We start from the raw sequence: 25645 nt of genomic DNA on the forward strand, positions 1-25645 counted from the left end.
AAATCGGTGTAACAGTAACAAGCATTGAGGCTTATTACTTTAAATAATGGTGCGCGCGGGAGGATTCGAACCTCCGACCGCCTGGTTCGTAGCCAGGTACTCTATCCAGCTGAGCTACGCGCGCACTAAATCGGTGTAACAGTAACAAGCATTGAGGCTTATTACTTTAAATAATGGTGCGCGCGGGAGGATTCGAACCTCCGACCGCCTGGTTCGTAGCCAGGTACTCTATCCAGCTGAGCTACGCGCGCACTGTTCTTTCTTTAGGAAAGATATTCCTTTTAGCTATAAAAGGAAATAATGCAGTCGACAAACCTTACCTTGCGATAATCGTTGACGAAAGCAAAATAAATGGCGGTGAAGGAGGGATTCGAACCCTCGATACGGGATAAACCGTATACTCCCTTAGCAGGGGAGCGCCTTCAGCCTCTCGGCCACCTCACCACACAAATCGGTGTGAATAACAAGTTAACCACTCATCACTCTAAATAATGGTGCGCGCGGGAGGATTCGAACCTCCGACCGCCTGGTTCGTAGCCAGGTACTCTATCCAGCTGAGCTACGCGCGCACTGGGTGTTTCTCGCTAAAGAAAACACCATATTGATATCAACAACGTTGCTACCAATAAAGAATGGCGGTGAAGGAGGGATTCGAACCCTCGATACGGGATAAACCGTATACTCCCTTAGCAGGGGAGCGCCTTCAGCCTCTCGGCCACCTCACCACACAAATCGATGCGAATAACAAGTTTACCACTCATCACTCTAAATAATGGTGCGCGCGGGAGGATTCGAACCTCCGACCGCCTGGTTCGTAGCCAGGTACTCTATCCAGCTGAGCTACGCGCGCACTAAATGCCTTGTCGGCTAACTTATTCTATCAAAATAAAACAAGTTGAAAGATGGCGGTGAAGGAGGGATTCGAACCCTCGATACGGGATAAACCGTATACTCCCTTAGCAGGGGAGCGCCTTCAGCCTCTCGGCCACCTCACCGTCTTTCGGGGGCTCATATTACTGTCAGCCAAAAATAAGTCAATCACTTTATTGATAAAAAATGACAATCACGAACCGCATGCGTACTTAATAGTCAATGAGGTAATTTATACAACGTAAGCGTTGAAATATTCACTTACTTTTAACTGAATTGGGAATGTAATTACTGCTGATTAAATAAATATTTAAACACATTCATTTATTACAGATACAAAAAAGGCCTGGTTTTTATACCAGACCTTCTTCAAATTAATAGTTACCAGAACCCTGAGAGTCTGTTTCTTTTTCCGCTTGAATTCGCATGTAAATTTCTTCGCGGTGAACAGATACTTCTTTAGGTGCATTAACACCAATACGTACTTGGTTACCTTTAACACCTAAAACAGTTACGGTCACTTCATCACCGATCATTAGGGTTTCACCTACGCGACGTGTCAAAATTAACATTTATGTGCTCCTTGAGTCATCTCAATCTTATAAGAATTTAACGTTTATTATCCAATATTATTTACGATTTCGTAAATAGCCACTGCTCAAGAAACAGCGAGATATGATTGATTATCCAGACTTTGACCGTCAACCACAAACCTTTTATGGATTAAATCTACAGCAGCGACATGATCATCATCATTAATTAACAAAGATAAGCATTTTTTGTCACTCTGATAAGTATGCACTTTAATGTTAGCCTCCGTTAACACCTTTTGAACAGAATCCAAATAATGTTCCGTATTCTCTCCTACCAAGGAAAGAATGGAGACCATACCAATATGGCGCATTTTACTATCAAAAACTAGCTTCAAGCGTGCAATATCATCATTTACAACAACTATTTGTGATTTATTCTCATCACTTGCATGAGCAAGAACCCAAGCAGTTCCACCAAATAATGCTAAATGTTTGCTGATCTCAGTTTCTGGAAGCGCTATTTCAAGCAACGCATGTTGATTTTGTAACGCGATACCAATAATAGTTGATGAAACCATACTATCAAAATTTACTAGCGTTCCTTCACTATCATCAAAAGAAGAAAGTACACGAAGTGGAACGCGATGCTGGCAAGCATACTCAACAGATTGTAGCTGTAGTACTTTCGCACCTAAACGCGCCATTGACGTCATGTAGTCAAAATGAATGACATCGAGTCGTATTGCTGTAGGAACAATTCTGGGATCGGTAGAATAAACGCCATCAACATCAGTAAAGATCTGACATTCGTCTGCATCTAACGCACTTGCAATCGCTACTGCGGTGGTATCAGAACCACCGCGCCCTAAGGTCGTAATATTGCCATCAATATCACGACCTTGAAAGCCAGCGACAATAACAATGTTATCGTCGCCAAGTAATGCGGTTATTCGCTGCGTCTCAACTTCACGAATAGTGGCATTATTAAATGCATTATCTGTTCGAATAACAACTTGATCAGCGATCAACGATACCGCACTGTAGCCACGTTTATTCAATGCCATGGCTAACAAGGCAATTGACACCTGCTCTCCCGCTGCAAGCAATACATCTAGCTCACGCGGTGTTGGTATTTCGTCTATTTGCTTAGCTAAACCTAATAAACGATTGGTCTCCCCTGCCATCGCAGAAAGAACAACGACAACTTGATGGCCAGACTGGCGTGCTTTTATCACACGCTCAGCCACCGCTTCAATTCGCTCTATTGAGCCAACTGATGTTCCACCAAATTTCTGCACTAATAGTGCCACATTACCTCTCCAGTAATTACAGTTTATCAGCTAGCCATGGTGCAACGGTTTCTAGTGCTGCAGGTAATGCTGCTGCATCTGTACCGCCAGCTTGCGCCATATCAGGACGACCACCGCCCTTGCCGCCAACTTGTTGAGCAACTAGGTTAACTAGTTCACCCGCTTTAACTTTGCCAACAAGATCTTTTGTTACACCAGCAATCAAGCCAACTTTATCGTCGCTTACATTACCAAGTAGAACAACACCACTACCTAGCTGATTTTTAAGTTCATCAACCATGCCACGAAGGGCTTTATTATCAGCACCGTTAAGTTTTGCGATTAAAACTTTAACGCCATTGATCTCTTGCGCTTGGTTGATAAGATTTGCGCCTTCTTGAGCCGCTAACTTATCTTTTAATTGTTGAATTTCTTTTTCTAGTTGCTTGCTGTGCGAAACTAATGCTTCCACTTTGCTAACAACTGATGCTGAATCCGATTTTACTAGACGAGCAGTCTTAGCAAGCATTGCATCTTCAGTGTGCATCGCTTCGATTGCAGCAGCACCTGTTACCGCTTCAATACGACGAATACCTGCAGCGATACCGCTCTCAGATAGGATCTTAAATAGACCGATGTCACCTGTACGCGTTGCGTGAATACCACCACAAAGCTCAGTTGAGAACTCACCCATGCTTAGTACACGTACTTCATCATCGTACTTCTCACCGAACAGTGCCATTGCACCTTTCGCTTTCGCCGCTTCGATGTCCATGATATTGGTTTCAATCGCATGGTTAGCACGGATTTGGTCGTTAACCATGGTTTCTACAGCGCGTAGTTGTTCTGGTTTAACGGCTTCTAGGTTAGAGAAGTCAAAACGTAGACCATCTGCTTTTACTAATGAACCTTTCTGAGCTACATGCTCACCTAAAATGTTACGCAGTGCTGCGTGCATTAGGTGTGTTGCTGAGTGGTTTAGGCTGATTGCTGCACGGCGCGCTGAATCTACAGACGCTGTTAGTTTTTGACCAACAGTTAGCGTACCTTCAGCAACTTGACCTTTATGACCAATAGCTGCACCAAACTTTTGCGTATCAGCAACGTTGAACAGTACACCTTCAGCAGTAAGAATACCGCTATCACCACACTGACCACCTGACTCTGCATAGAATGGTGTATTCGTAAGTACGACTAGCGCCTCTTCACCTGCATTTACGCTATCAACAGCAACACCATCACGGTATAGGGCAACAATTTCACCTTCACCGTCTGTTGCGCTGTAACCACAGAATTCTGTTTCAGCATCAACTTTGATTGCATCGTTGTAATCAACACCAAAGTTACCCGCATCACGAGCACGTTGACGTTGTTCTTCCATTGCCGCTTCAAAACCGTCTTCATCAATAGTGAAGCCACGCTCACGAGCAACATCGTTGGTTAAATCAGCAGGGAAACCGTACGTATCGTATAGTTTAAATACTGTTTCACCATCAAGCACTTTACCGTCTAAGTTATCGAGTGCTTCGTTAAGAATTGTCAAACCTCGGTCAAGAGTACGACCAAAGTTGTCTTCTTCAATCTTAAGAACTTTTTCTACTAGTTCTTGCTGTGCTTTTAGCTCTTCACCAGCGGTACCCATGATCTCAGCAAGAGGACCAACAAGTTTGTAGAAGAATGCACCTTGTGCGCCTAGCTTGTTACCGTGACGAACTGCACGACGGATAATACGACGAAGTACGTAACCACGACCTTCGTTTGACGGCATAACACCATCAGAGATCAAGTAAGCACATGAACGGATGTGGTCAGCCACAACGCGTAGTGATTGGTTAGACAAATCTTCAAAACCGATCACTTTCGCTGCTTCTTTAATTAGCGTTTGGAAGATGTCGATTTCGTAGTTTGAGTGTACACCTTGCATGATTGCAGCAATACGCTCAATACCCATACCTGTATCAACAGAAGGCTTAGGTAGCGGTTCCATTGTACCGTCTGCTTGACGGTTGAACTGCATAAATACGTTGTTCCAGATCTCAATGAAACGGTCACCATCTTCTTCTGGTGTGCCAGGACGACCACCCCAGATGTGATCACCGTGATCGTAGAAAATTTCTGTACATGGACCACAAGGACCTGTGTCACCCATTTGCCAGAAGTTGTCAGACTCAAAAGGCTTGCCACCTTTCTTATCGCCGATACGAACGATACGATCTGCAGGAATACCTACTTCTTTGTTCCAGATTTCAAATGCTTCGTCATCGGTTTCATAAACTGTCACAACCAAACGATCGGCTGGCAGTTTAAGAACAGAGGTTAAGAACTCCCAAGCGTATGCAATAGCATCGTGCTTGAAGTAATCGCCAAAGCTAAAGTTACCTAACATTTCAAAGAAAGTATGGTGACGAGCAGTAAAACCTACATTTTCAAGGTCGTTATGCTTACCACCTGCGCGTACACAGCGCTGAGCCGTTGTTGCTCGGGTATAGCTACGCTTTTCAAGACCTAGAAATGTATCTTTAAATTGGTTCATACCTGCGTTAGTGAATAACAACGTTGGGTCATTCGCAGGTACAAGAGAAGAGCTTTCCACTATTTGGTGGCCTTTGCTCTCGAAAAACGCAAGATACGCACGGCGGATCTCATCAGTGCTCATGTACATTGGCAAATCCTGAATTAATGCTTTATTGAAAGACAGAAAATCATACTTATGTGATCTTCCTCCTCGCCCTTTGGGGGTATGAAAAACATACTTTAGTTAAAAGGTCGAGCTGAGTAATCGAACTAAGATAAATTTTTTGGGGGCTATTGTAAAACAACGGCAGCAATAACTGAAAATGTTATGTGGGAAAATGCATTAAATAATCCGATTATTTAATGCATTTGGCAGGTGATTGCTCAAGATTGAATAAGAGGTTCGCGTAATTTATTAGATAAACACTCTTTAACTACCTATTTCGAGATCTCTTTTGCTGATAAGCCTTGAACAGAGTTAAGAAGTGAAGAGACTATGGAATCACTATCAATACTTTCACCATTTAACACTCGCGCTAAAATATCACTGGCAAATTGCTGCGGTGAAATCACAATATCAGGATTCACACTTTTCACTTTATTAATATTTTTACTGTCATTTACCAGTGCAACCGTACGTGCACTGCTTTCTAATTCAATCGCTGACAGCACAATAAAAGCATTATCAGCATCGTCATCACTTAATGCGAGCACCGCTTTTGCATTCATGACACCGGCTTGAGTTAAGATCTCACCGTCGCTGTAATCCCCCACCACAACATCCAAATCTTCAAGTAAATCCTTCGCTGCTTGTTGAGTACGAGGAGATACGATCACGGTGATAGGTTGTTTACGAGAAGACAGTTGTTTTATTGTATTTATAGCAAGGCTAGATAAGCCACAAATAATAAAATGATTGGTTCTATTCATTTTTTTTGTATTACCTTTAACAAGTCGCTCAAAGCCACTATGAACAACAGGGCCTAATACTGATGTCGCCGATGTGGCAAAGACCGTGATACCTGAGACAATGACTGAAATAGTAAATAATCGCGCAGGTTCTGAAACTGGAACAATATCACCATATCCCACTGTCGACATGGTTTCTATCGCATAGTAAAACGCGGTCAATAATGAGGTAATTTTAGGGTCAAAACCATCACCAAAATACAACGCACCATAGGTTGACGTTAGCATTAAAGTGATCACGCTGATCAACGCAAAAATACTACCAGCCGCAACACTGCTTCTTGAAAAATGGCGACGAACTAAAAACAAAATTAATAAAGAAATTAAGCCATAGTGAATATTGTGCGTCTGATCAGGGTGGATGTGCGCGGTGTAAAGCGTATCGATGATCATTAAAGTGAAACTGATCATCCACGATATTCGAGCTCGAAAAAAGAGTCCAATAGAGCTCAAAGCTATAAATACGCCCAACATGAAATAAGGCGCATTGGTTAAAAAGCTATGGTTAATTTGCTCATAATCTTTCACATTAAAGATCGTGATCAGATCAATCGGTAAACCATAAATAGTATGGAAAATTAAACCGCTATTAACTAATACAAATAACGCGACAAAAATATGTCTAATACTATATAGCCATAACGCGAAACGCCGAAAAATGCGTCCTATCCAACGCAATAACGAAAAACCGTCTTTCACTTTGTATATACCTATTAAGCGATATCAATAAGTTACCGTTATAGCTTAGTCAAATAAAAATAACGTTCCTCTATATTAAAACAAAACATGGTGCTACGGAGGATCTAATTTTCATTCTATTAATAAAATACACCAGATATAAAAAAACCCAATCCTAAGATTGGGTTTCTTGATACGAAGTTAACGTAATTTAGAATGCTTCGTCTTCTTCAATATCACTATTTTTCTCGTCAACTTGATCACCTTCAATTACAGGTGTTAGCAGCAAGTCACGTAATTTTGTCTCAATTTCAGCGGCAATCGCAGGGTTTTCGACAAGGTACTTACAAGAGTTTGCCTTACCTTGACCAATTTTATCACCTTGGTAACTGTACCAAGCACCCGCTTTTTCTACTAGTTTATGCTTAACGCCTAAATCAATTAGCTCACCATTACGGTTAAAACCTTGACCGTAAAGGATTTGAGTTTCAGCTTGCTTAAACGGTGCTGCAATTTTGTTTTTAACCACTTTAATGCGTGTTTCGTTACCAACAACTTCGTCACCTTCTTTGATTGCGCCAGTACGACGGATATCAAGACGAACAGAAGCATAGAACTTCAGTGCATTACCACCAGTAGTCGTTTCAGGGTTACCAAACATCACACCGATCTTCATACGGATCTGGTTGATGAAGATACACATACAGTTTGACTGCTTAAGGTTACCCGTTAACTTACGCATCGCTTGTGAAAGCATACGCGCTTGTAAACCCATGTGTGAGTCACCCATTTCACCTTCGATTTCAGCTTTAGGTGTTAGAGCAGCCACTGAGTCAACAACGATTAAATCAACAGCGCCAGAGCGAGCTAATGCATCACAAATTTCAAGCGCTTGCTCACCTGTATCTGGCTGAGAAACTAATAGCTGATCGATATCAACACCTAGCTTCTGTGCATAAATAGGATCAAGTGCGTGTTCAGCATCGATGAAAGCACAGGTTTTTCCTTTACGCTGAGCTGCTGCAATCGTTTCAAGAGTTAAGGTTGTTTTACCAGATGATTCTGGACCGTAAATTTCTACAATACGTCCCATTGGCAAACCACCAGCACCCAGTGCAATATCTAGCGATAATGAACCGGTTGAAATGGTTTCGATATCCATAGTACGGTTATCGCCCAACTTCATGATTGAACCTTTACCGAACTGCTTCTCAATCTGGCCTAACGCTGCGGCAAGAGCCTTTTGTTTGTTGTCGTCCATTCGACTCTCCAACGGATGCTAAAATGAAATGAGTGAAGTATTTCTATGTCGCCTAGTATACTGTCTATTCATACAGTGTCCATAGGTGATCATGATTTTTTTGTTAAATGTGCTTTAGTCTTGTGCTACTCCGCCATACTTGTTGCTCGTTCAAGCATGACAGACAATGATTTAGCAATCGCTTGTAATCGTATATTTTTTCGATCGCCTTCAAAGTGGCAACACGTTGTTTGTCGCCAACCCGTTGCATCAGCCCAACAAAACCAGACTGTACCCACAGGTTTTTCTTCACTGCCACCATCAGGGCCAGCAATGCCACTGATCGCCACACTGATATCTGCCCGTGAAGCCGCTAATGCACCACATGCCATTTCAAATACAACAGCTTCACTTACTGCACCAAATTCAGCTAAAGTCGCGCTAGAAACACTTAACATTTCTTGCTTTGCTTCGTTGCTATATGTAACAAACGAGCGATTAAACCAAGCAGAACTGCCCGCAATTTCAGTGATCGCATAAGCAACACCACCTCCAGTACAAGATTCCGCAGTCGTTGCAATCCAATTTTTATTTTTTAATGCCTGACCTAAATCTGTCGCAAGCTGTTCGATATTCATTTTTATTTGCTCCTTGCTAGCGCTATCAACGTGAAATGCTCTAAATATTTCGTTTCGTAATATGAATTACAATTTCTTTTCTCGACTTTACGCCTATCTCAGGCTGTTGCAAATATCTAAAAAAACGTATTTCGCTACTTTGCCCTATAGTCAGATTCACGTATCCTTAGCGATCAAATATTCATTGGTCATGCTGTTATGTAGGCATGCCCACGTTCAAGCAAGAGTAGGCAATATCGTGACGATAAAAGGCTCAGAAAAACATACACCTATGATGCAGCAGTTCTTAAGAATCAAAGCTGAGAACCCTGATATATTATTGTTCTATCGCATGGGTGATTTCTATGAAATGTTTTTTGATGATGCGAAACGTGCCTCTCAACTGCTTGATATTTCGCTAACAAAACGCGGCTCAACCAATGGCGAGCCTATTCCGATGGCCGGTGTGCCTTACCATGCGGTTGAAGGTTATTTAGCTAAATTGGTTCAGCAAGGTGTATCTGTTGCGATTTGTGAGCAAATTGGTGATCCGGCTACCAGTAAAGGCCCTGTAGAACGTAAAGTCGTACGTATCGTCACTCCAGGTACGGTCAGTGATGAAGCGTTACTCAATGAGCGACGTGATAACTTAATTGCCGCTATTTATACTGCAAATAATAAATTTGGCTACGCAACATTAGATATCACCTCTGGTCGCTTCATGCTCACAGAGCCAAACAGTGAAGAAGAAATGCAGGCTGAACTACAACGTACTAGCCCTGCTGAACTACTTTATCCTGAAGATTTTACCTACCTACATTTAGTAGAACCGTTTAAAGGTAAACGTCGTCGCCCTATTTGGGAGTTTGAATTAGACACCGCGCGCCAGCAACTAACTCTGCAATTTGGTACCCGTGATTTAATCGGCTTTGGGGTTGAGAATGCGGAGTTAGGGCTATGTGCGGCTGGCTGTTTAATGCAATATGTCAAAGACACCCAACGTACGGCATTACCACATATTCGTGCGATCACTTTAGATACTAAAGATCATGCGGTTATCTTAGATGCTGCGACACGTCGCAATTTAGAGTTAACGCAAAACCTTGCCGGTGGCTACGATAACACGCTAGCAGCCGTCCTTGATCAAACCGCAACGCCGATGGGGAGTCGTTTATTAAAACGCTGGCTGCACCAACCTATTCGCGATCAAAAACAATTAAATGGTCGCCTAGATGCCATTGAAGCATTTAAAAATAGCGGCATGTTTGTCGATGTATCGGGCGTCTTGCGTCACATGGGTGACTTAGAACGTATTCTTGCACGTCTTGCATTACGTTCAGCACGTCCACGCGATTTAGCACGCATGCGAACGGCAATGCAATATCTACCAGAACTTGCTGAATTATTAGCGGAAATACCCCAAACACGCATTAACGACTTAGCCATTCACGCAGCGCCGATGGACGAGCTATGTGAATTACTTGAACATGCCATTATTGAAAATCCACCGGTTATTATTCGTGATGGTGGCGTTCTTGCACCGGGTTATAACGCAGAACTTGATGAGTGGCGTGATTTAGCCGATGGCGCAACTAAATTCTTAGAAGAATTAGAAGCCAGCGAACGCGAACGTCACGACATCGACAGCCTAAAAGTTGGCTTCAACCAAGTGCATGGTTTCTTTATTCAAGTAAGCCGTGGTCAAAGTCACTTAGTACCAAGTCATTATGTTCGTCGCCAAACCCTGAAAAACGCAGAACGTTACATCATCCCTGAGCTTAAAGAGCATGAAGATAAAGTCTTAAACTCTAAATCAAAAGCACTCGCCCTTGAGAAGAAATTATGGGAAGAGCTGTTTGATAAGCTATTGCCTCACCTTGAACAACTGCAAAATGCAGCAAGTGCATTATCAGAGCTTGATGTATTAACCAACCTTGCTGAACGTGCTGATAGCCTTAATTACTGTCGTCCTGAATTAATGACAGAAACAGGTATCGAAATCACAGCAGGTCGTCACCCTGTCGTTGAGCATGTGCTAAGCGAACCATTCATAGCCAACCCTATTTCGCTACATCAAGAGCGCCGTATGTTAATTATTACTGGTCCGAATATGGGTGGTAAATCAACCTATATGCGTCAAACGGCATTAATTGCGTTAATGGCACATGTAGGCTCTTTTGTCCCAGCTGAAGCGGTAAAAATTGGTCCATTAGATCGCATCTTTACCCGTATTGGTGCCTCTGATGACTTAGCATCTGGTCGCTCAACTTTCATGGTTGAAATGACAGAGACGGCTAATATTCTTCACAATGCTACCAAGCAAAGTTTAGTCTTGATGGATGAAATTGGTCGTGGTACTAGTACTTATGACGGCTTATCGCTGGCATGGGCAAGTGCGGAATGGCTCGCTGATAAAATATCAGCCATGACACTCTTTGCGACTCATTACTTTGAATTGACTGAGCTGCCATCACTGTTAACAGGGTTAGCTAACGTTCACCTTGATGCCGTTGAGCATGGTGATGAAATCGCCTTTATGCATGCAGTACAAGAAGGTGCCGCAAGCAAGTCTTATGGTTTAGCGGTAGCGAGCTTAGCTGGCGTACCTAAGACGGTGATTAAACGCGCTAAGATCAAACTACAGCAATTGGAGGCATCTGGTCACCAGCAAGCTCTGCAACCTAACGAAATCACAACGGGCGCCCCTAAAGAAGAGCATCAATTAAGTTTGATCCCAGAGCCGAGTGAAGTAGAAGAAGCTTTAGCAAACGTTAATCCTGATGAGTTAACACCACGCCAAGCACTTGATGAGCTCTATCGTTTAAAAGCGCTGCTTTAATTAAAAATCATTGAAATCAGATATAAAAAAGGACGCTTCAGCGTCCTTTTTTATTACTTTAAATTCATTATTGGCACGTCAAAAGTGATTTAAATAATTGTTAGCGCCATATTGAATCTAAACTTCTTGATTAAATAGTGATTCGATATTTAACCCTTGATGAGTCAACATATCACGTAAACGTCGTAAACCTTCAACTTGAATTTGACGTACTCGTTCACGAGTTAAACCAATTTCTCGTCCCACATCTTCTAATGTTGAGGCTTCATAACCTAATAGGCCAAATCGACGCGCTAACACTTCACGTTGTTTAGGGTTGAGTTCTTGTAACCAGTGAACAATCGAGTTTTTAATATCATCGTCTTGGGTTGATGATTCAGGACTGCCACCTTTCTCATCAGGAATAATATCAAGTAGTGCTTTTTCGGAATCCCCACCGATCGGATTATCTACCGAGCTCACACGCTCATTTAAGCGCAGCATACGGTTCACATCATCAACCGGTTTTTCCAATTGTTGAGCGATATCTTCTGCCGTTGGCTCATGATCCAGTTTTTGTGCTAATTCACGTGCTGTACGTAAATAGACATTGAGCTCTTTAACGACATGGATTGGCAACCGAATAGTACGGGTTTGATTCATGATAGCCCGTTCAATCGTTTGACGGATCCACCATGTGGCATAGGTAGAAAAACGGAAGCCACGCTCAGGATCAAACTTCTCAACCGCGCGAATCAGGCCTAAATTACCTTCTTCGACTAAGTCGAGCAACGCAAGTCCTCGGTTACTATAACGGCGTGATATTTTAACCACTAAACGAAGATTACTTTCAATCATACGTTTACGGGCAACTTCATCGCCTCTTAATGCGCGACGTGCATACAATACTTCTTCTTCTGCGGTAAGTAATGGCGAATAACCAATTTCACCGAGATAGAGTTGAGTTGCATCCAATGCTTTTTGAGTGGCCTCATATTTGGCAAGTTCAGCATCATCTGTATCATCAGTTACAGGTGATGCTGCGGTAGTTTCAGAACTATCATCAGCAGACGTCGTTGCTGGCACATCAATGTCCAGTTCTTCGTCTAAAGTGAATGAATCAAGGTTTGTGGCTGTGCTGCTTCTACTCATAGCGCCTCCCAGATGGCGAGTTAGCAAGACATTACAACTTCATCATGTCATCTCTTATTGCTGCATCATTGATCTTTCACTTTTTACTTCGGTAAATAGCGCATCGGATCGACGGATTTACCCTTATAGCGAATTTCAAAGTGTAGCCTTACACTGCTAGCCCCAGTGCTTCCCATGGAAGCTATCTTTTGTCCAGCTTTTACTTGTTGTTGTTCTTTTACTAAAATTTTGTCGTTGTGTGCATAAGCACTTAAGTAGTCTTCACCATGCTTAATAATGACTAAATTACCGTAACCCGGTAGCGCATCACCAGCATATACAACAAGACCTGCGGCAGTCGCCTTAATGGCTTCTCCTCGCGTACCTGCAATATCAATACCTCTATTGCCGTTATCTGAATTAGAAAAACCAGCAATAATTTTCCCTTTTACAGGCCAAGCCCATTTAGATGTTGCTGAACTTGTACTTGGTTTAGTTGTTACAGGTTTGTTAACTTTTGAGTTTTCAGAGTACTCTTTTGGTTTTGGCTGTGCAACCGTTTTATTGGTTGTTTTTTGCTCTGGTTGTTTAACAACTGGCTTTTTCGGTGTTGTTGGAGTGGTATTTACAACAGGTGGCTTGACCACAACAGGAGGCGTTGAAGAACTATTACTCCCATTAGGGATCACTAAACGTTGACCTGGGTAGATAATATAAGGTTCTGATAGATTATTGTTTTTCACAATATCTTTTACATTTTGCCCAGTAACATAGGAAATAAAATATAAAGTATCTCCTTTCTTTACCGTGTATGAATTTCCTTTAAAACTACCACGCTCTAATTGTGAATAATCTTTGCTGAGATTGGCAACCGGTGCTGGTGTATGACTACTACAAGCTGATAGCAGGATCATACTCGTCACTGCTAACAAGGAAGGTTGAATTATTTTTTTCATCATACACTCTGTATTCATGGTTTAAGCCAAATCTCCAGCCAATAAAGGCACAAATCTTACGGGTTCAATCACGGTTTCGCAAAATGCTTCGCCATTTCGAACAATCAATTTCAATTCTTGCTGTTGGCAACCAACAGGTAAAATTAATCGTCCACCATCAACAAGTTGAGCAAGTAAGCTCTGGGGGATCTCACTTGCTGCAGCTGTCACGATAATCGCATCAAAGGGGCCTTTGCTTGCCCATCCTTGCCATCCATCGCCATGTTTGGTTGATATGTTATGTAACTCTAACTGCTTAAAGCGTCGTTTTGCCTGCCACTGCAACGCTTTGATTCGTTCAACAGAATAAACATGCTCAACCAGTTTAGCTAATACGGCGGTTTGATATCCAGAGCCAGTACCAATCTCTAATACAGACGATTGATAGGTTAACCCTAGTAACTCTGTCATTCTTGCCACAATATAAGGCTGAGAAATCGTTTGTCCGCTACCTATAGGTAACGCATTATTCTCATATGCCTGATAAGAAAAAGCTTCATCAATAAAGCGTTCGCGAGGCACTGTTGCAATCGCATTGAGAACGCGTTGATTACTTATTCCTTTATTGTTTAAAAATGTTATCAAGCTATCTACTTGATTTTGATACCGCATGATTACTGGATCTCCACATTTTGCATCCAGCCCTCAATTCCAACCATGGCATCATGCGCGGTTAAATCTACTTGTAGCGGCGTGAGCGATACCGCCCCTTGCTCTACCGCATAAAAGTCAGTACCAAGACCAGCATCTTGGCATTGGCCTGGAGGGCCTAACCAATATAGCGGTTGCCCTCTTGGATCATGCTCTTTGATCATATTCTCAGCACGGTGTCTTGCCCCAAGGCGAGTAACTTGCCAAGGCTTAAGCTGCTCAAAAGGCACATCAGGCACATTAATATTTAAAATATTGTTGCTGGGTAATGGCTGCTTAGATAGTTGTTGAATCACTTGTTTCACAACCTTTGCTGCCGTTATAAAGTGTGTATTACCAACAAGTGATACAGCAATAGCAGGAACACCTAAAAAATGCCCTTCTGTTGCCGCAGCCACTGTACCGGAATACAGCACGTCATCGCCTAAATTAGCACCATGATTGATCCCTGCAACGACAATATCAGGACGTTCATCCAACCATTCATTCAATGCAAAATGCACACAATCAGTTGGCGTGCCTTGCACTGAAATACGATTTTCAGCTTCTTGTCGAATACGCAGTGGATAATCTAAGGTCAATGAATTTGAAGCGCCCGATCGATTTCGATCAGGTGCAACCACAATTACATCGGCCAGTTGGCTTAATTCTTTTGCCAGTGTATTAATACCTTCGGCAAAAATGCCATCATCATTGCTGATCAATATTCTCATCATTCACAACCTCAGATTTAAGTGGCATGATTAACTCACGCACTACCGAGGTGGCAAAACTACCAGCAGGCAGAGCAAATGAAACAATCAAATCTTTGTCTTCAAAATGCCATTGCATATTATTAGGCATTAATAATAATGCGCGACGATCATGACGCATTCGGTTATCTCGAACAAGCTTAACCAATGCAGGTTCTCGCTCAACAATTGCTAACTCAAATCCTTGTGCTTCAGCTTGAGTAGGCAGGGCGTTATCACCAAGCAACGGACCGGTAATAGCTACCTCGCCACGATTGACTTGCTGTTGGAGTACATTTGTTACCACATCAGCAATAAACGTACGCTCATCGCCTGCCATTTGTAAGCAATCGCCTGCCATTATGGTTGAAGTTAAACCTTGCTCAATTCGCTTTGATAATACTTGGTTAAACATCCAAGAACGTGCTGCTGATAAGTAAAAACTACGCTTACTCTTATCACGCACACGGAATTCATCATTGCCCCAAGCGCGTGCTTTAACCACGTTATTACCACCATGACCAAAACGCTGTTCACCAAAATAGTTTGCAACACCTTGTGCTTTGACCATTTCCAGACGCTCAGTTAATGCATCAAGGTTATCTAGATCAGTCAGGCGTAATTGGAACCAGTTCCCCGCTAAATCACCTGGGCGTAATTTTTTATCATGGCGTGTCACTTCAAGAATTTCGACACCTGGATGTTCAGCTTCAAATTGGCTTAAATCAGGATCAGCTTTACCCGGTAAGTGAACGCTTAACCATTGCTCAGTAATTGCATGGCGATCTTTCAACCCAGCCCAGCTAACATCACGTGATTTAACACCACATGCTTTAGCTAACTCATTCACTACATATTTGGTGTTTTCACCGACTTTGCGAATTTTCACCATCAGGTGCTCGCCTGTACCGCTAAATTTAAAACCAAGTTCTTCATTAACGATGAAGTCCTGAGGGCTGGCTTTAAGGCGTCCGTGACAGATTGGCTTTGCATGTAGCCAATTAAAACAATCCATTATATTTTCTGCAGTGTTGGAGTGAGACATAAGCTCAAGATACCTTTTTAATTAAAACAACCGCTTCACAAGCAATGCCTTCTTTACGTCCAGTAAAACCTAAACGCTCAGAGGTCGTTGCTTTAACATTTACATTGGCGATATCTGTTTCCAGATCTTCTGCAATCGCTTGGCACATCGCATCGATATACGGCGCCATTTTTGGCGCTTGTGCAATAATAGTAACGTCTACATTACCAAGACTGTAACCTTGTGCTTTAACTTTACTGTAGACATCACGTAATAAAAATCGGCTATCAGCACCAGCCCATTCCGCATCTGTATCGGGAAAGTGACGACCAATATCCCCCGCGCCTATTGCGCCAAGTAATGCATCACATACCGCGTGTAATGCAACGTCACCATCAGAATGAGCGATCAGACCTTGCTCATAAGGGATCGCTACCCCACCAATAATTACCGGGCCTTCACCACCAAATTTATGAACATCAAAACCATGACCAATTCGCATTATGGTAATTCCTTTAATAATTGTTGTAGGTAGAACTCAGCTAAAGCTAAATCTTCTGGTTGGGTTACTTTTAGGTTATCCGCACGCCCTTTCACCAGCACAGGAGAAAAACCACAAAATTCAAGCGCAGACGCTTCATCAGTGATCACCGCTTCTTTTGCTAAAGCGATCGTTAACGCATCACGTAGTTGACCGGCACGAAACATTTGAGGTGTTAATGCATGCCATAGTTGCTCACGGTCAACTGTATGATCAATCACTGCGAGTGAATTTGAATTAACAGTGCTACGTTTCATGGTATCGCGTACCGGCGTGGCAAGGATTGCACCATATTCAGACGTTTCTGCCGCAGCCATTAATTGACGAAGATCTTCGATACGTACACAAGGGCGAGCTGCATCATGTACCATTACCCAAGCGTTATCATCATTGATTGCACCTAAGCCTGAAAATACCGAATCCACACGCTCATTACCGCCATCAACCACAGTGATGTGAGGATCGCTAGCTAATGGTAACGTTGGAAAGTAAGGATCATTCTTACTTACCGCAATCACAACATGTTGGACTTCAGGCAAGCTTAATAACCGCTCTACCGAATGTTCTAAAATAGTTTTACCAGCAATCGTTAAATATTGCTTAGGGCGATCAGCGGCCATTCGACTACCAATCCCAGCTGCAGGTACAATAGCAATGCATTTATCGATCATGAAAGGTTATCTCATCACTTAACTAAAATATGTAATTAGTTACTATCACTAACAACACGAATAAATGTTTCCCCTGGTTTCACTAAACCAAGATCGGTACGTGCACGCTCTTCCACAGCTTCTTTGCCGCCATGAAGATCTTTGATCTCCGCATACATTTGCTGATTACGCTGATGTAATTCGGCATTAGCAGCTTGTTGTAAGCTTACGCTCTCTGTGACAGCGGTAAATTCTTTCATACCGTTTTTGCCATACCAGAAATCATATTGTAGCCAAGCGATAAGAACCAATAATACAATAATAAACAGGCGCATACTTCTCCCTGCGACAGAATTTTAAACAGCAAGCTGCATTCCGATTATTGAATAAACCTAAATAATTGGAATACATTTTGCGAGTCAACAATAATCCCATAATCAGTCAATGGTGACTACTATTATGCCATGAGACTTTACATCTCCCTTACTTAGTCCTTCTTTTTGTTGAAAATAAAAACAGCGTTCATGACTACAATACAAATTAAGCATTTATTGCCGCACAAATATTGATGCCGCTTAGTGATACGTTTTTTTATTTTAGAGATAAAAAAACCGCCTCTTGCAAGGCGGTTTTATTTAACCAAATTGAGTAATCTCAATCATCGCTTAATAAAAAATTAAGCTTGGCCTTTAACTTCTTTAAGACCGTTGAAAGGAGCACGCTCACCTAGTGCTTCTTCGATACGGATAAGTTGGTTGTACTTAGCAACACGGTCAGAACGGCTCATAGAACCAGTTTTGATTTGACCTGCAGCAGTACCAACAGCTAGATCTGCAATAGTTGCATCTTCAGTTTCACCTGAACGGTGAGAGATAACAGCAGTGTAACCAGCATCTTTAGCCATCTTAATAGCAGCTAGAGTTTCAGTTAGAGAACCGATTTGGTTGAACTTGATTAGGATTGAGTTAGTGATACCTTTCTCAATACCTTCAGCTAGGATCTTAGTGTTAGTAACGAATAGATCGTCACCTACTAGCTGGATCTTGTTACCTAGTAGTTCAGTTTGGTGCTTGAAGCCATCCCAATCTGACTCGTCTAGACCGTCTTCGATAGAAACGATTGGGTATTGGTCAACTAGCTCAGCTAGGAAGTGGTTGAACTCTTCAGAAGTGAAGATACGACCTTCGCCTTTTAGGTTGTACTCTTTCTTCTCTGCGTCGTAGAACTCAGATGCAGCACAGTCCATAGCTAGTGTTACGTCTTTACCTAGCTCGTAACCAGCAGCGGCAACAGCTTCTGCGATTACTTCTAGTGCTTCAGCGTTAGACTTAAGGTTTGGAGCGAAACCACCTTCGTCACCAACAGCTGTGTTGTAGCCTTTAGACTTAAGAACTTTAGCTAGGTTGTGGAATACTTCAGCACCGATACGTACTGCTTCTTTAAGAGTCTTAGCACCAACAGGTTGAATCATGAATTCTTGAATATCAACGTTGTTGTCTGCGTGCTCACCACCGTTGATGATGTTCATCATAGGTAGAGGCATAGAGAACTGACCAGCAGTGCCGTTTAGCTCAGCGATGTGCTCGAATAAAGGCATGCCTTTCGCAGCAGCTGCTGCTTTTGCGTTTGCTAGAGATACAGCTAGGATTGCGTTAGCACCGAAGTTTGATTTGTTTTCAGTACCGTCTAGGTCGATCATGATTTGATCGATTTCAGCTTGGTCTTTTGCATCTTTGCCGATTAGCGCTTCAGCGATTGGACCATTTGCTGCAGCAACAGCTTTAAGAACGCCTTTACCTAGGAAACGTGACTTGTCACCATCACGAAGCTCAAGAGCTTCACGAGAACCAGTTGAAGCACCAGATGGCGCAGCAGCCATACCTACGAAACCACCTTCAAGGTGAACTTCAGCTTCAATTGTTGGGTTACCACGTGAGTCAATGATTTCACGAGCTAGAACTTTAACGATCTTAGACATTGTGTTTCCTCTTGCTTTATCTTCAAATTAAAAGCTAAAAAAATAGCTGTAGCCATAACAACTACAGCTATCAGTAATCCTTACTGGTTAAGCTCACCGCGGTGGAAATCGCCCGCCGCTTTTACAAAACCTTCAAACAATGGGTGACCATCTCGAGGTGTCGATGTGAACTCAGGGTGGAACTGTGCAGCTACGAACCAAGGATGATTCGGAACTTCAATAATTTCAACAAGTTTCTTGTCAGCAGACAAACCAGAAACCTTTAGACCCGCTTTTTCAAGCTTAGGTAGTAAAGTATTGTTTACTTCATAACGGTGACGGTGACGCTCATGGATCGTTGGCTGACCGTATAACGTACGCGCCTTAGAACCATCTTGTAGATGACATAACTGAGAGCCAAGACGCATTGTACCGCCTAGATCTGATTTCTCTGTACGCTCTTCAACGTTACCTTCACTATCAATCCACTCAGTAATAAGACCAACAACTGGGTGTTTTGTTTCAGCATTAAATTCAGTTGAGTGCGCATCAGCCATTTTGGCTACATTTCGAGCAAATTCGATTAGTGCTACCTGCATACCTAAACAAATACCTAGGTATGGAATATTATTTTCACGTGCATATTGAGCTGCACGGATCTTACCTTCAACACCGCGGTCACCAAAACCACCTGGAACCAAGATTGCGTCAAGGTCAGCCAGTACTTCTGTACCTTTTGACTCAACATCTTGAGAATCGATGTATTTGATTTTTACAGATAGACGATTTTTCAGACCTGCGTGTTTAAGTGCTTCGTTAACTGATTTATATGCGTCTGGCAGTTCAATGTACTTACCAACCATTCCAATTACGACTTCAGAGGTAGGATTCGCTTCTTCATAAATAACTTGTTCCCACTCAGAAAGATCAGCTTCTGGTGCTGTAATGCCAAAACGCTTACACACTAAATCATCAAGACCTTGAGACTTAATTAATTGTGGGATTTTGTAGATTGAATCTACATCTTTCATTGAGATAACAGCTTTTTCCTGCACGTTACAGAACAGGGCAATTTTTGCACGCTCATTTGCAGGGATCATACGATCAGAACGACACACTAAGATGTCTGGCTGAATACCAATAGAAAGAAGCTCTTTTACTGAGTGCTGAGTTGGCTTAGTTTTCACTTCGCCAGCCGCGGCTAGGTAAGGAACAAGTGTCAAGTGCATGAACATGGTGTTCTCACGACCTTGCTCTACTGCTAATTGACGAATAGCTTCCATAAATGGGAGTGATTCAATATCACCTACAGTACCGCCTACTTCAACGATTGCAACATCATGACCTTCAGCACCCGCTAATACGCGAGATTTGATTTCATTCGTGATATGAGGAATTACCTGAATCGTTGCACCTAAGTAATCACCACGACGCTCTTTGCGTAATACGTCTGCGTACACACGACCAGCTGTAAAGTTATTACGCTTAGTCATCTTGGTACGAATAAAACGCTCGTAGTGACCTAAGTCTAGGTCAGTCTCTGCACCGTCTTCCGTAACGAATACTTCGCCGTGTTGAGTTGGGCTCATTGTGCCTGGATCAACGTTAATGTAAGGGTCAAGCTTCATCATAGTCACGTTAAGACCACGCGCTTCTAAAATCGCTGCAAGTGATGCAGCAGCAATGCCTTTACCTAGAGAGGAAACTACTCCGCCCGTAACAAAAATGTAATTCGTAGTCATGTTTAACCTGGAAGATTGGTGTAGAGGATAAATGTATCTGGACGGGAAATTAGTATACCAGACACCATTTATCGCCACAACGTGAAAACTATCACACCGCCATTTGATTTTTTTTGCTTCAAATCAAGTAAGCGTTATGCCACTGAAATATCAAGCTTTAACAACCAAAAAGATACCAAAAAGGTATAATACATTTAAAAATCATGCCTGAATTTTAATTACTGGTTTTTACTTTCTTTCTCTTTAACGCTATTCCATGCTTCATCTAGCTCAGTTAATGAACACTGACTAATGATCTTCCCTTGTTCTAGCACATTTTCTTCCACTTGGCGAAAACGCTTTTCAAATTTTTTATTGGCTTTTTGTAATGCCAATTCTGGTTTTACTTTTAAATGACGACTCAAATTCACCACAGAAAATAGTAAATCACCAAGCTCTTCTTCTATTCGTTGTTGTTCTGGCACCACTTGAATCACTTCGTCCATCACTTCATCAAGCTCTTCTTTTACCTTATCAACCACTGGTGCTAATTCATCCCAATCAAAACCAACATTCGCGCAGCGTTTTTGAATTTTATCAGCACGCATTAATGCCGGTAGTGCGTTTGGAATATTGGCAAGCAAGCTCACATCTTGCTCTTTGGCTGCGCGCTCTTTGGCTTTTTCTGCTTCCCAGTTTTGTTGAACAGCTGCTTCATCATCAAAATCAGCATCACTAAAAACATGGGGATGGCGACGAACCAGCTTTTCACTTATGCCAGCCACTACATCATCAAATTCAAACAACCCTTGCTCTTTTGCCATCTGACTATAAAAAACAACTTGGAACAGTAAATCACCTAATTCTTCTTTTACATCATTCCAGTTTTTCTGCTCGATGGCATCGGCCACTTCATAGGCTTCTTCAAGGGTATAGGGAACGATTGAATCAAAGGTTTGTTTCAAATCCCACGGACAACCACGTTGTGGGTCTCGCAACTGAGACATAATTGCTAATAATTGTTCCATCTGAGATGCTTTTTTATTATCCATACCACTAACCCTTTAAAAATGGCGCTTTAAAGATCTAACTTTAAAGCGCCAAAACTTCGATAGTTAATACTAGAAAACTAATTTAGAAATTCATAGCAACGATCAATCGTCATGTTGGCAATACTCATGTTGCTTATGATGATGAGCTTTAGCGTGATCACAATTTTCATGTTGATTATCGCCATCATAATAGTGATTCTCACATCGATGTTGATGTGACTCATGGCGATGGTGTCTGCACCCTTGATGATGTGATTCATGATGTTGGCAATCAGAGTGATGAGAGCTTGTATGATTAAAAGAATCTACGTTAGAAGACTCTGCTAACGCATAGTGTGGCAACAGACATGACATTAACAATAGCAATCCTGTTGTAAGACCTTTACCTGTGATCAGGTTTAATACATTCGATTTCATAATACCCCCTTTAATTATTTAAACGTTACTTTATCTGCACCCACTTTCATTCCCTGCAGACAAAGAATAAAAAACAGCAATTGTTTGATTTCATCACTAGGTACATTGACAAAATTATTATCAGGAATAAGAAACATTGAAATAAGTAATAAAACACTCGCAACACTATTTTTAGTTAATAGTTTTAATAGTAAATTTTTCATAATAGTTCTCTTGCCGCTTTATTAATAAAGCAACATCATTAATTAATAACAACTATCACTCATCCATATAATTTAGATGGGATAATTACTTTGTTAAATTAACACTTATTTTGAATCCAACTCAGATCCAGAAATAAGTAAACTATTAAGCAATAGGAGGGCGATAAATTGATTTTATAACGGCAAGAACAAGCGACTCTTGAAGGTATTCAATCGGTAACAGCTTACTAACGCGAGCTATAATGAGTGGAGGAAAAGAGAGTAGATGAAATGGATTACTACCAGTACGAGGCAATACTCGACAACATGAACATTGTGAACAGTCACTACAACCGTTATCACATTGTAAACTGCAGTGATGAGATTGTTGAGTAGCTGTCTGCTGGTTTTGCAGTTCGTTCTTGATATCAATATCTAAATTAACTGCATTAGATACTTGAACATTTTGACTCATATACGCAGCATTTACACTACTACCTAACAGTAATATTGCTATAAATAATGCATATAATATTTTATGTAATTGAGATAAATACATACTGAGTCTTTATTTTTAAGTTAATAGAATACTATCGGTCTATTATATATGAGTCAACATTAAGTCTTGTTTTAGATCATTAAATAAATAAAGAAATGAATTATTTTATATAATATATTAGTGTTAAATAACTGCTACCACTCATTATATTGTATAAATAAAAAGGGAAGCATAATGCTCCCCTTAATTTTTATCTTTAATCAGTTAATTAACCGTATAAACGTTTAGCCTCAGCGACATCTTTAACTTGTTCAATGCGTTTAAGTACACGACCTAACACTTCTAGATCAGTTAATTCAAGCTCAAAGTCCATGATAGACATTTGCTTTTTATAATCAACTCGGCTTTTCATTCCCGCTACTTTTACTTTTTCATTCATTAAAGTATTGGTTAATTCTTTCAATAAGCCATTGCGCTCAGAAGCCGTCACACGCACGGTAATTGTATAGTTACCGACAAAACCACCGCCCCAAACCGTATCAATAATACGCTCTGGCGCATGGTGACGAAGCTCTTCAAGCTGCTCACAATCCATACGGTGAACAGAAATACCACGGCCTTGTGTAACAAAACCTTGAATATCATCGCCAGGAATAGGCTGACAACAACGAGCAAGGTGAGTCATCAGATTATCAACACCTTCAACAACAACTGCATCACGTTGTGGTTTTTTATGACTTGTTGCTTGCTTATTGCTTGCCTCAGATAGCTTTTCTAAAAGCTGCTGATCTTCTTCTTCAGCAGTGGGTTTATTCACTAACGCATTAATATGGTTAATCACCTGATTAATACGTAAATCACCACTACCAATCCCTGCATATAGCTCTTCAGGCGATTTCACATTAAAACGTTTTGCCGCATAGTATTGCGCATCTTTTAATGTTGCATGAATTTTTACCAGCTCTGCTTCTAAGATCTCTTTACCCGCAATAATATTCTTATCACGATCTTGCTTACGGAACCACGCATGAACTTTGGCACGAGCACGGCTAGATGTCACAAATCCTAAATTCGGATTTAACCAATCTCGTGACGGATTCGGCTCTTTTTGAGTGATGATCTCAACTTGATCGCCCATTTGAAGATGATAAGTGAAAGGTACAATACGCCCTTCTACTTTGGCACCAATACAACGGTGACCCACTTCAGAGTGAATATGATAAGCAAAATCAAGCGGTGTCGCATTCGATGGCAAGTCAACCACATCCCCTTTTGGGGTGAAAGCATAAACGCGATCATCAAATACCTGACTACGAAGCTCATCCAGCATTTCGCCAGAATCTGACATTTCTTCTTGCCATGCTAATAGCTTACGTAGCCAATTAATTTTTTCATCATAAGCCGATTGTGCACCACCTGATGCTGTACCTTCTTTATACTTCCAGTGTGCCGCAACCCCTAATTCAGACTCTTCATGCATTTGCTTAGTACGGATCTGAATCTCAATGGTTTTACCTTCAGGGCCTAACACCACAGTGTGGATAGACTGGTAACCATTAGGTTTTGGGTTGGCAACATAGTCATCAAACTCTTTCGGTAAGTGACGGTATTTGGTGTGCACCACACCTAATGCGGCGTAACAGTCTTGTAGCTCTTCAGCAACAATACGTACCGCTCGAACATCAAAAAGCTCATCAAATTCCAAGCTTTTCTTCTGCATTTTGCGCCAAATGCTGTAAATATGCTTAGGACGACCTTGCACTTCTGCACGGATATTTGATGCTTTCATCGCGTCGGATAAATCATCAACAAAATGAGTAATGTAATCTTCACGATCAATACGACGCTCAGATAACTGCTTAGCAATTTGCTTGTAGGTATCAGGATGCTGATAACGGAAAGCGTAATCTTCAATTTCCCATTTAAGCTGACCAATACCAAGACGGTTTGCTAATGGTGCATAAATGTTGGCACATTCTTGCGCTGCAGCTCGGCGTACTTCATCTGGCTGATCTTTAACTTCACGTAAATTACAGATTCGTTCAGCTAATTTAATAACCACGCAACGGAAATCATCAACCATTGACAGTAACATGCGTCGAATATTATCCACCTGCGCAGCTTGCGCAGTTTCTTCCGCCGTTGATTTTAACTGGCTGATTGCACACATTTGTTCAACACCTTGAACTAAATGTAAAATCGTCCCGCTATATTCTTCTTTTAGCGCGTCAGTGCTATAACAACCGCCTTCCACTAATGGGTATAGCAAGGCTGCAATTAACGTATCGGCATCCATACTCAAGGTGACAAGGATTTCAACTAGCTCACGACCACGCCACAAAAGTAACGGACCGTTTTCTTGTTCAGCGGCAAGTTCAATACAACGCTGATATGTTCCTTCTATCCGACTCGATACTTTAGCATCTTGACGTAAACTCTCGACCCACGAGACAAGCTCAAATGTGGTATTTTCCTTTAAATGCGCACCGCGAACTGCGACCATGTTTCTATCCTGTTTTCTCTGAATACCGATGATTGTCTTACATCACATTGCTATTTTTTTTAT

General features: G+C 41.7%; 22 protein-coding genes and 7 tRNA genes. 1 reads left to right on the forward strand and 28 read right to left on the reverse strand.

The genetic code is table 11. The annotated features are described in order from the left end of the window. Positions 1–47: 47 nt before the first annotated feature. The 13 genes from CTN01_RS19315 to pncC form a co-directional block, all read right to left on the reverse strand. Positions 48–124: transfer RNA gene (locus CTN01_RS19315), tRNA-Arg, on the reverse strand. 50 nt (positions 125–174) lie between these two features. Beyond that, positions 175–251, reverse strand: a tRNA-Arg gene (locus CTN01_RS19320). Positions 252–352: 101 nt separating this feature from the next. Further along, positions 353–444 (reverse strand) — tRNA-Ser (locus CTN01_RS19325). Positions 445–492: 48 nt separating this feature from the next. After that, positions 493–569 (reverse strand) — tRNA-Arg (locus CTN01_RS19330). 64 nt (positions 570–633) lie between these two features. After that, positions 634–725 (reverse strand) — tRNA-Ser (locus tag CTN01_RS19335). Between the two features lie 48 nt (positions 726–773). Beyond that, positions 774–850, reverse strand: a tRNA-Arg gene (locus CTN01_RS19340). A 53-nt stretch (positions 851–903) separates the two neighbouring features. Next, positions 904–995, reverse strand: a tRNA-Ser gene (locus CTN01_RS19345). Positions 996–1244: 249 nt separating this feature from the next. After that, positions 1245–1442, reverse strand: a complete 198-nt coding sequence (csrA, locus tag CTN01_RS19350) for a carbon storage regulator CsrA (protein WP_005371488.1) — start codon at positions 1440–1442, stop codon at positions 1245–1247. An 86-nt stretch (positions 1443–1528) separates the two neighbouring features. After that, entirely contained in the window at positions 1529–2713 is a 1185-nt protein-coding gene (locus CTN01_RS19355; protein ID WP_045150075.1) for an aspartate kinase, read from the reverse strand. A 16-nt stretch (positions 2714–2729) separates the two neighbouring features. Continuing rightward, the gene (gene alaS / locus CTN01_RS19360; protein ID WP_045150076.1) at positions 2730–5354 is read right to left on the reverse strand and encodes an alanine--tRNA ligase; all 2625 of its coding nucleotides are present in this window, start codon (positions 5352–5354) and stop codon (positions 2730–2732) included. A gap of 290 nt (positions 5355–5644) precedes the next feature. Further along, positions 5645–6874, reverse strand: coding sequence for a voltage-gated potassium channel protein (gene kch, locus CTN01_RS19365; protein ID WP_045128790.1), 1230 nt, complete (start codon positions 6872–6874; stop codon positions 5645–5647). Positions 6875–7064: 190 nt separating this feature from the next. After that, complete coding sequence (recA, locus tag CTN01_RS19370) at positions 7065–8114, reverse strand: recombinase RecA (RefSeq protein ID WP_045084416.1); 1050 nt, start codon at positions 8112–8114, stop codon at positions 7065–7067. 125 nt (positions 8115–8239) lie between these two features. Continuing rightward, positions 8240–8731, reverse strand: a complete 492-nt coding sequence (pncC, locus tag CTN01_RS19375) for a nicotinamide-nucleotide amidase (protein WP_045128791.1) — start codon at positions 8729–8731, stop codon at positions 8240–8242. Positions 8732–8969: 238 nt separating this feature from the next. On the opposite strand from pncC, the gene mutS reads away from it, so the two are divergent. Continuing rightward, positions 8970–11549 carry a DNA mismatch repair protein MutS gene (gene mutS, locus CTN01_RS19380; RefSeq protein ID WP_045150077.1) on the forward strand — a complete coding sequence of 860 codons (2580 nt, stop codon included), beginning with the start codon at positions 8970–8972 and terminating at the stop codon, positions 11547–11549. A gap of 117 nt (positions 11550–11666) precedes the next feature. Here the strand turns inward: mutS and rpoS are convergent, their stop codons facing one another. The 15 genes from rpoS to relA all read right to left on the reverse strand — a co-directional run bounded on the left by rpoS (position 11667) and on the right by relA (position 25582). Next, on the reverse strand, positions 11667–12680 hold the full coding sequence (rpoS, locus tag CTN01_RS19385; RefSeq protein WP_005371480.1) for an RNA polymerase sigma factor RpoS: 1014 nt from the start codon (positions 12678–12680) through the stop codon (positions 11667–11669). Positions 12681–12763: 83 nt separating this feature from the next. Then, positions 12764–13615 (reverse strand): peptidoglycan DD-metalloendopeptidase family protein, encoded by an 852-nt coding sequence (locus CTN01_RS19390; RefSeq protein WP_005371479.1) that lies wholly within the window; start codon positions 13613–13615, stop codon positions 12764–12766. A gap of 21 nt (positions 13616–13636) precedes the next feature. Next, the gene (locus CTN01_RS19395; protein WP_045150078.1) at positions 13637–14266 is read right to left on the reverse strand and encodes a protein-L-isoaspartate(D-aspartate) O-methyltransferase; all 630 of its coding nucleotides are present in this window, start codon (positions 14264–14266) and stop codon (positions 13637–13639) included. A 2-nt stretch (positions 14267–14268) separates the two neighbouring features. Further along, the gene (gene surE, locus CTN01_RS19400) at positions 14269–15018 is read right to left on the reverse strand and encodes a 5'/3'-nucleotidase SurE (RefSeq protein WP_045150079.1); all 750 of its coding nucleotides are present in this window, start codon (positions 15016–15018) and stop codon (positions 14269–14271) included. Next, positions 14996–16051, reverse strand: coding sequence for a tRNA pseudouridine(13) synthase TruD (gene truD / locus CTN01_RS19405; protein ID WP_045130784.1), 1056 nt, complete (start codon positions 16049–16051; stop codon positions 14996–14998). The genes surE and truD overlap by 23 nt, the downstream gene beginning before the upstream one ends. 34 nt (positions 16052–16085) lie before the next feature. Beyond that, the gene (ispF, locus tag CTN01_RS19410) at positions 16086–16562 is read right to left on the reverse strand and encodes a 2-C-methyl-D-erythritol 2,4-cyclodiphosphate synthase (RefSeq protein WP_045130772.1); all 477 of its coding nucleotides are present in this window, start codon (positions 16560–16562) and stop codon (positions 16086–16088) included. Further along, entirely contained in the window at positions 16562–17272 is a 711-nt protein-coding gene (gene ispD, locus CTN01_RS19415; protein ID WP_045130773.1) for a 2-C-methyl-D-erythritol 4-phosphate cytidylyltransferase, read from the reverse strand. Before ispD ends, ispF begins: the two co-directional genes overlap by 1 nt. A gap of 35 nt (positions 17273–17307) precedes the next feature. After that, complete coding sequence (gene ftsB, locus CTN01_RS19420) at positions 17308–17586, reverse strand: cell division protein FtsB (protein ID WP_005371471.1); 279 nt, start codon at positions 17584–17586, stop codon at positions 17308–17310. 341 nt (positions 17587–17927) lie between these two features. Then, positions 17928–19229, reverse strand: a complete 1302-nt coding sequence (gene eno, locus CTN01_RS19425; protein ID WP_045150080.1) for a phosphopyruvate hydratase — start codon at positions 19227–19229, stop codon at positions 17928–17930. Positions 19230–19309: 80 nt separating this feature from the next. Beyond that, complete coding sequence (pyrG, locus tag CTN01_RS19430; protein ID WP_005371467.1) at positions 19310–20950, reverse strand: CTP synthase; 1641 nt, start codon at positions 20948–20950, stop codon at positions 19310–19312. 218 nt (positions 20951–21168) lie between these two features. Beyond that, a complete protein-coding gene (gene mazG / locus CTN01_RS19435) occupies positions 21169–21981 on the reverse strand; it encodes a nucleoside triphosphate pyrophosphohydrolase (RefSeq protein WP_045186197.1) in 813 nt (270 codons plus the stop codon). A 102-nt stretch (positions 21982–22083) separates the two neighbouring features. Further along, positions 22084–22398: a hypothetical protein gene (locus tag CTN01_RS19440; protein WP_045150081.1), complete on the reverse strand. Its 315-nt coding sequence runs from the start codon at positions 22396–22398 to the stop codon at positions 22084–22086. 14 nt (positions 22399–22412) lie between these two features. Continuing rightward, a complete protein-coding gene (locus CTN01_RS19445) occupies positions 22413–22601 on the reverse strand; it encodes a hypothetical protein (RefSeq protein WP_045130775.1) in 189 nt (62 codons plus the stop codon). A gap of 145 nt (positions 22602–22746) precedes the next feature. Next, positions 22747–23055, reverse strand: a complete 309-nt coding sequence (locus CTN01_RS19450; protein ID WP_146146598.1) for a hypothetical protein — start codon at positions 23053–23055, stop codon at positions 22747–22749. 292 nt (positions 23056–23347) lie between these two features. Next, positions 23348–25582, reverse strand: coding sequence for a GTP diphosphokinase (gene relA / locus CTN01_RS19455; RefSeq protein ID WP_005371455.1), 2235 nt, complete (start codon positions 25580–25582; stop codon positions 23348–23350). Positions 25583–25645: the final 63 nt, after the last annotated feature.

The sequence above is a fragment of the Photobacterium angustum genome, from assembly GCF_003026365.1.
In the GTDB taxonomy this organism is placed as follows: Bacteria; Pseudomonadota; Gammaproteobacteria; order Enterobacterales; family Vibrionaceae; genus Photobacterium; species Photobacterium angustum.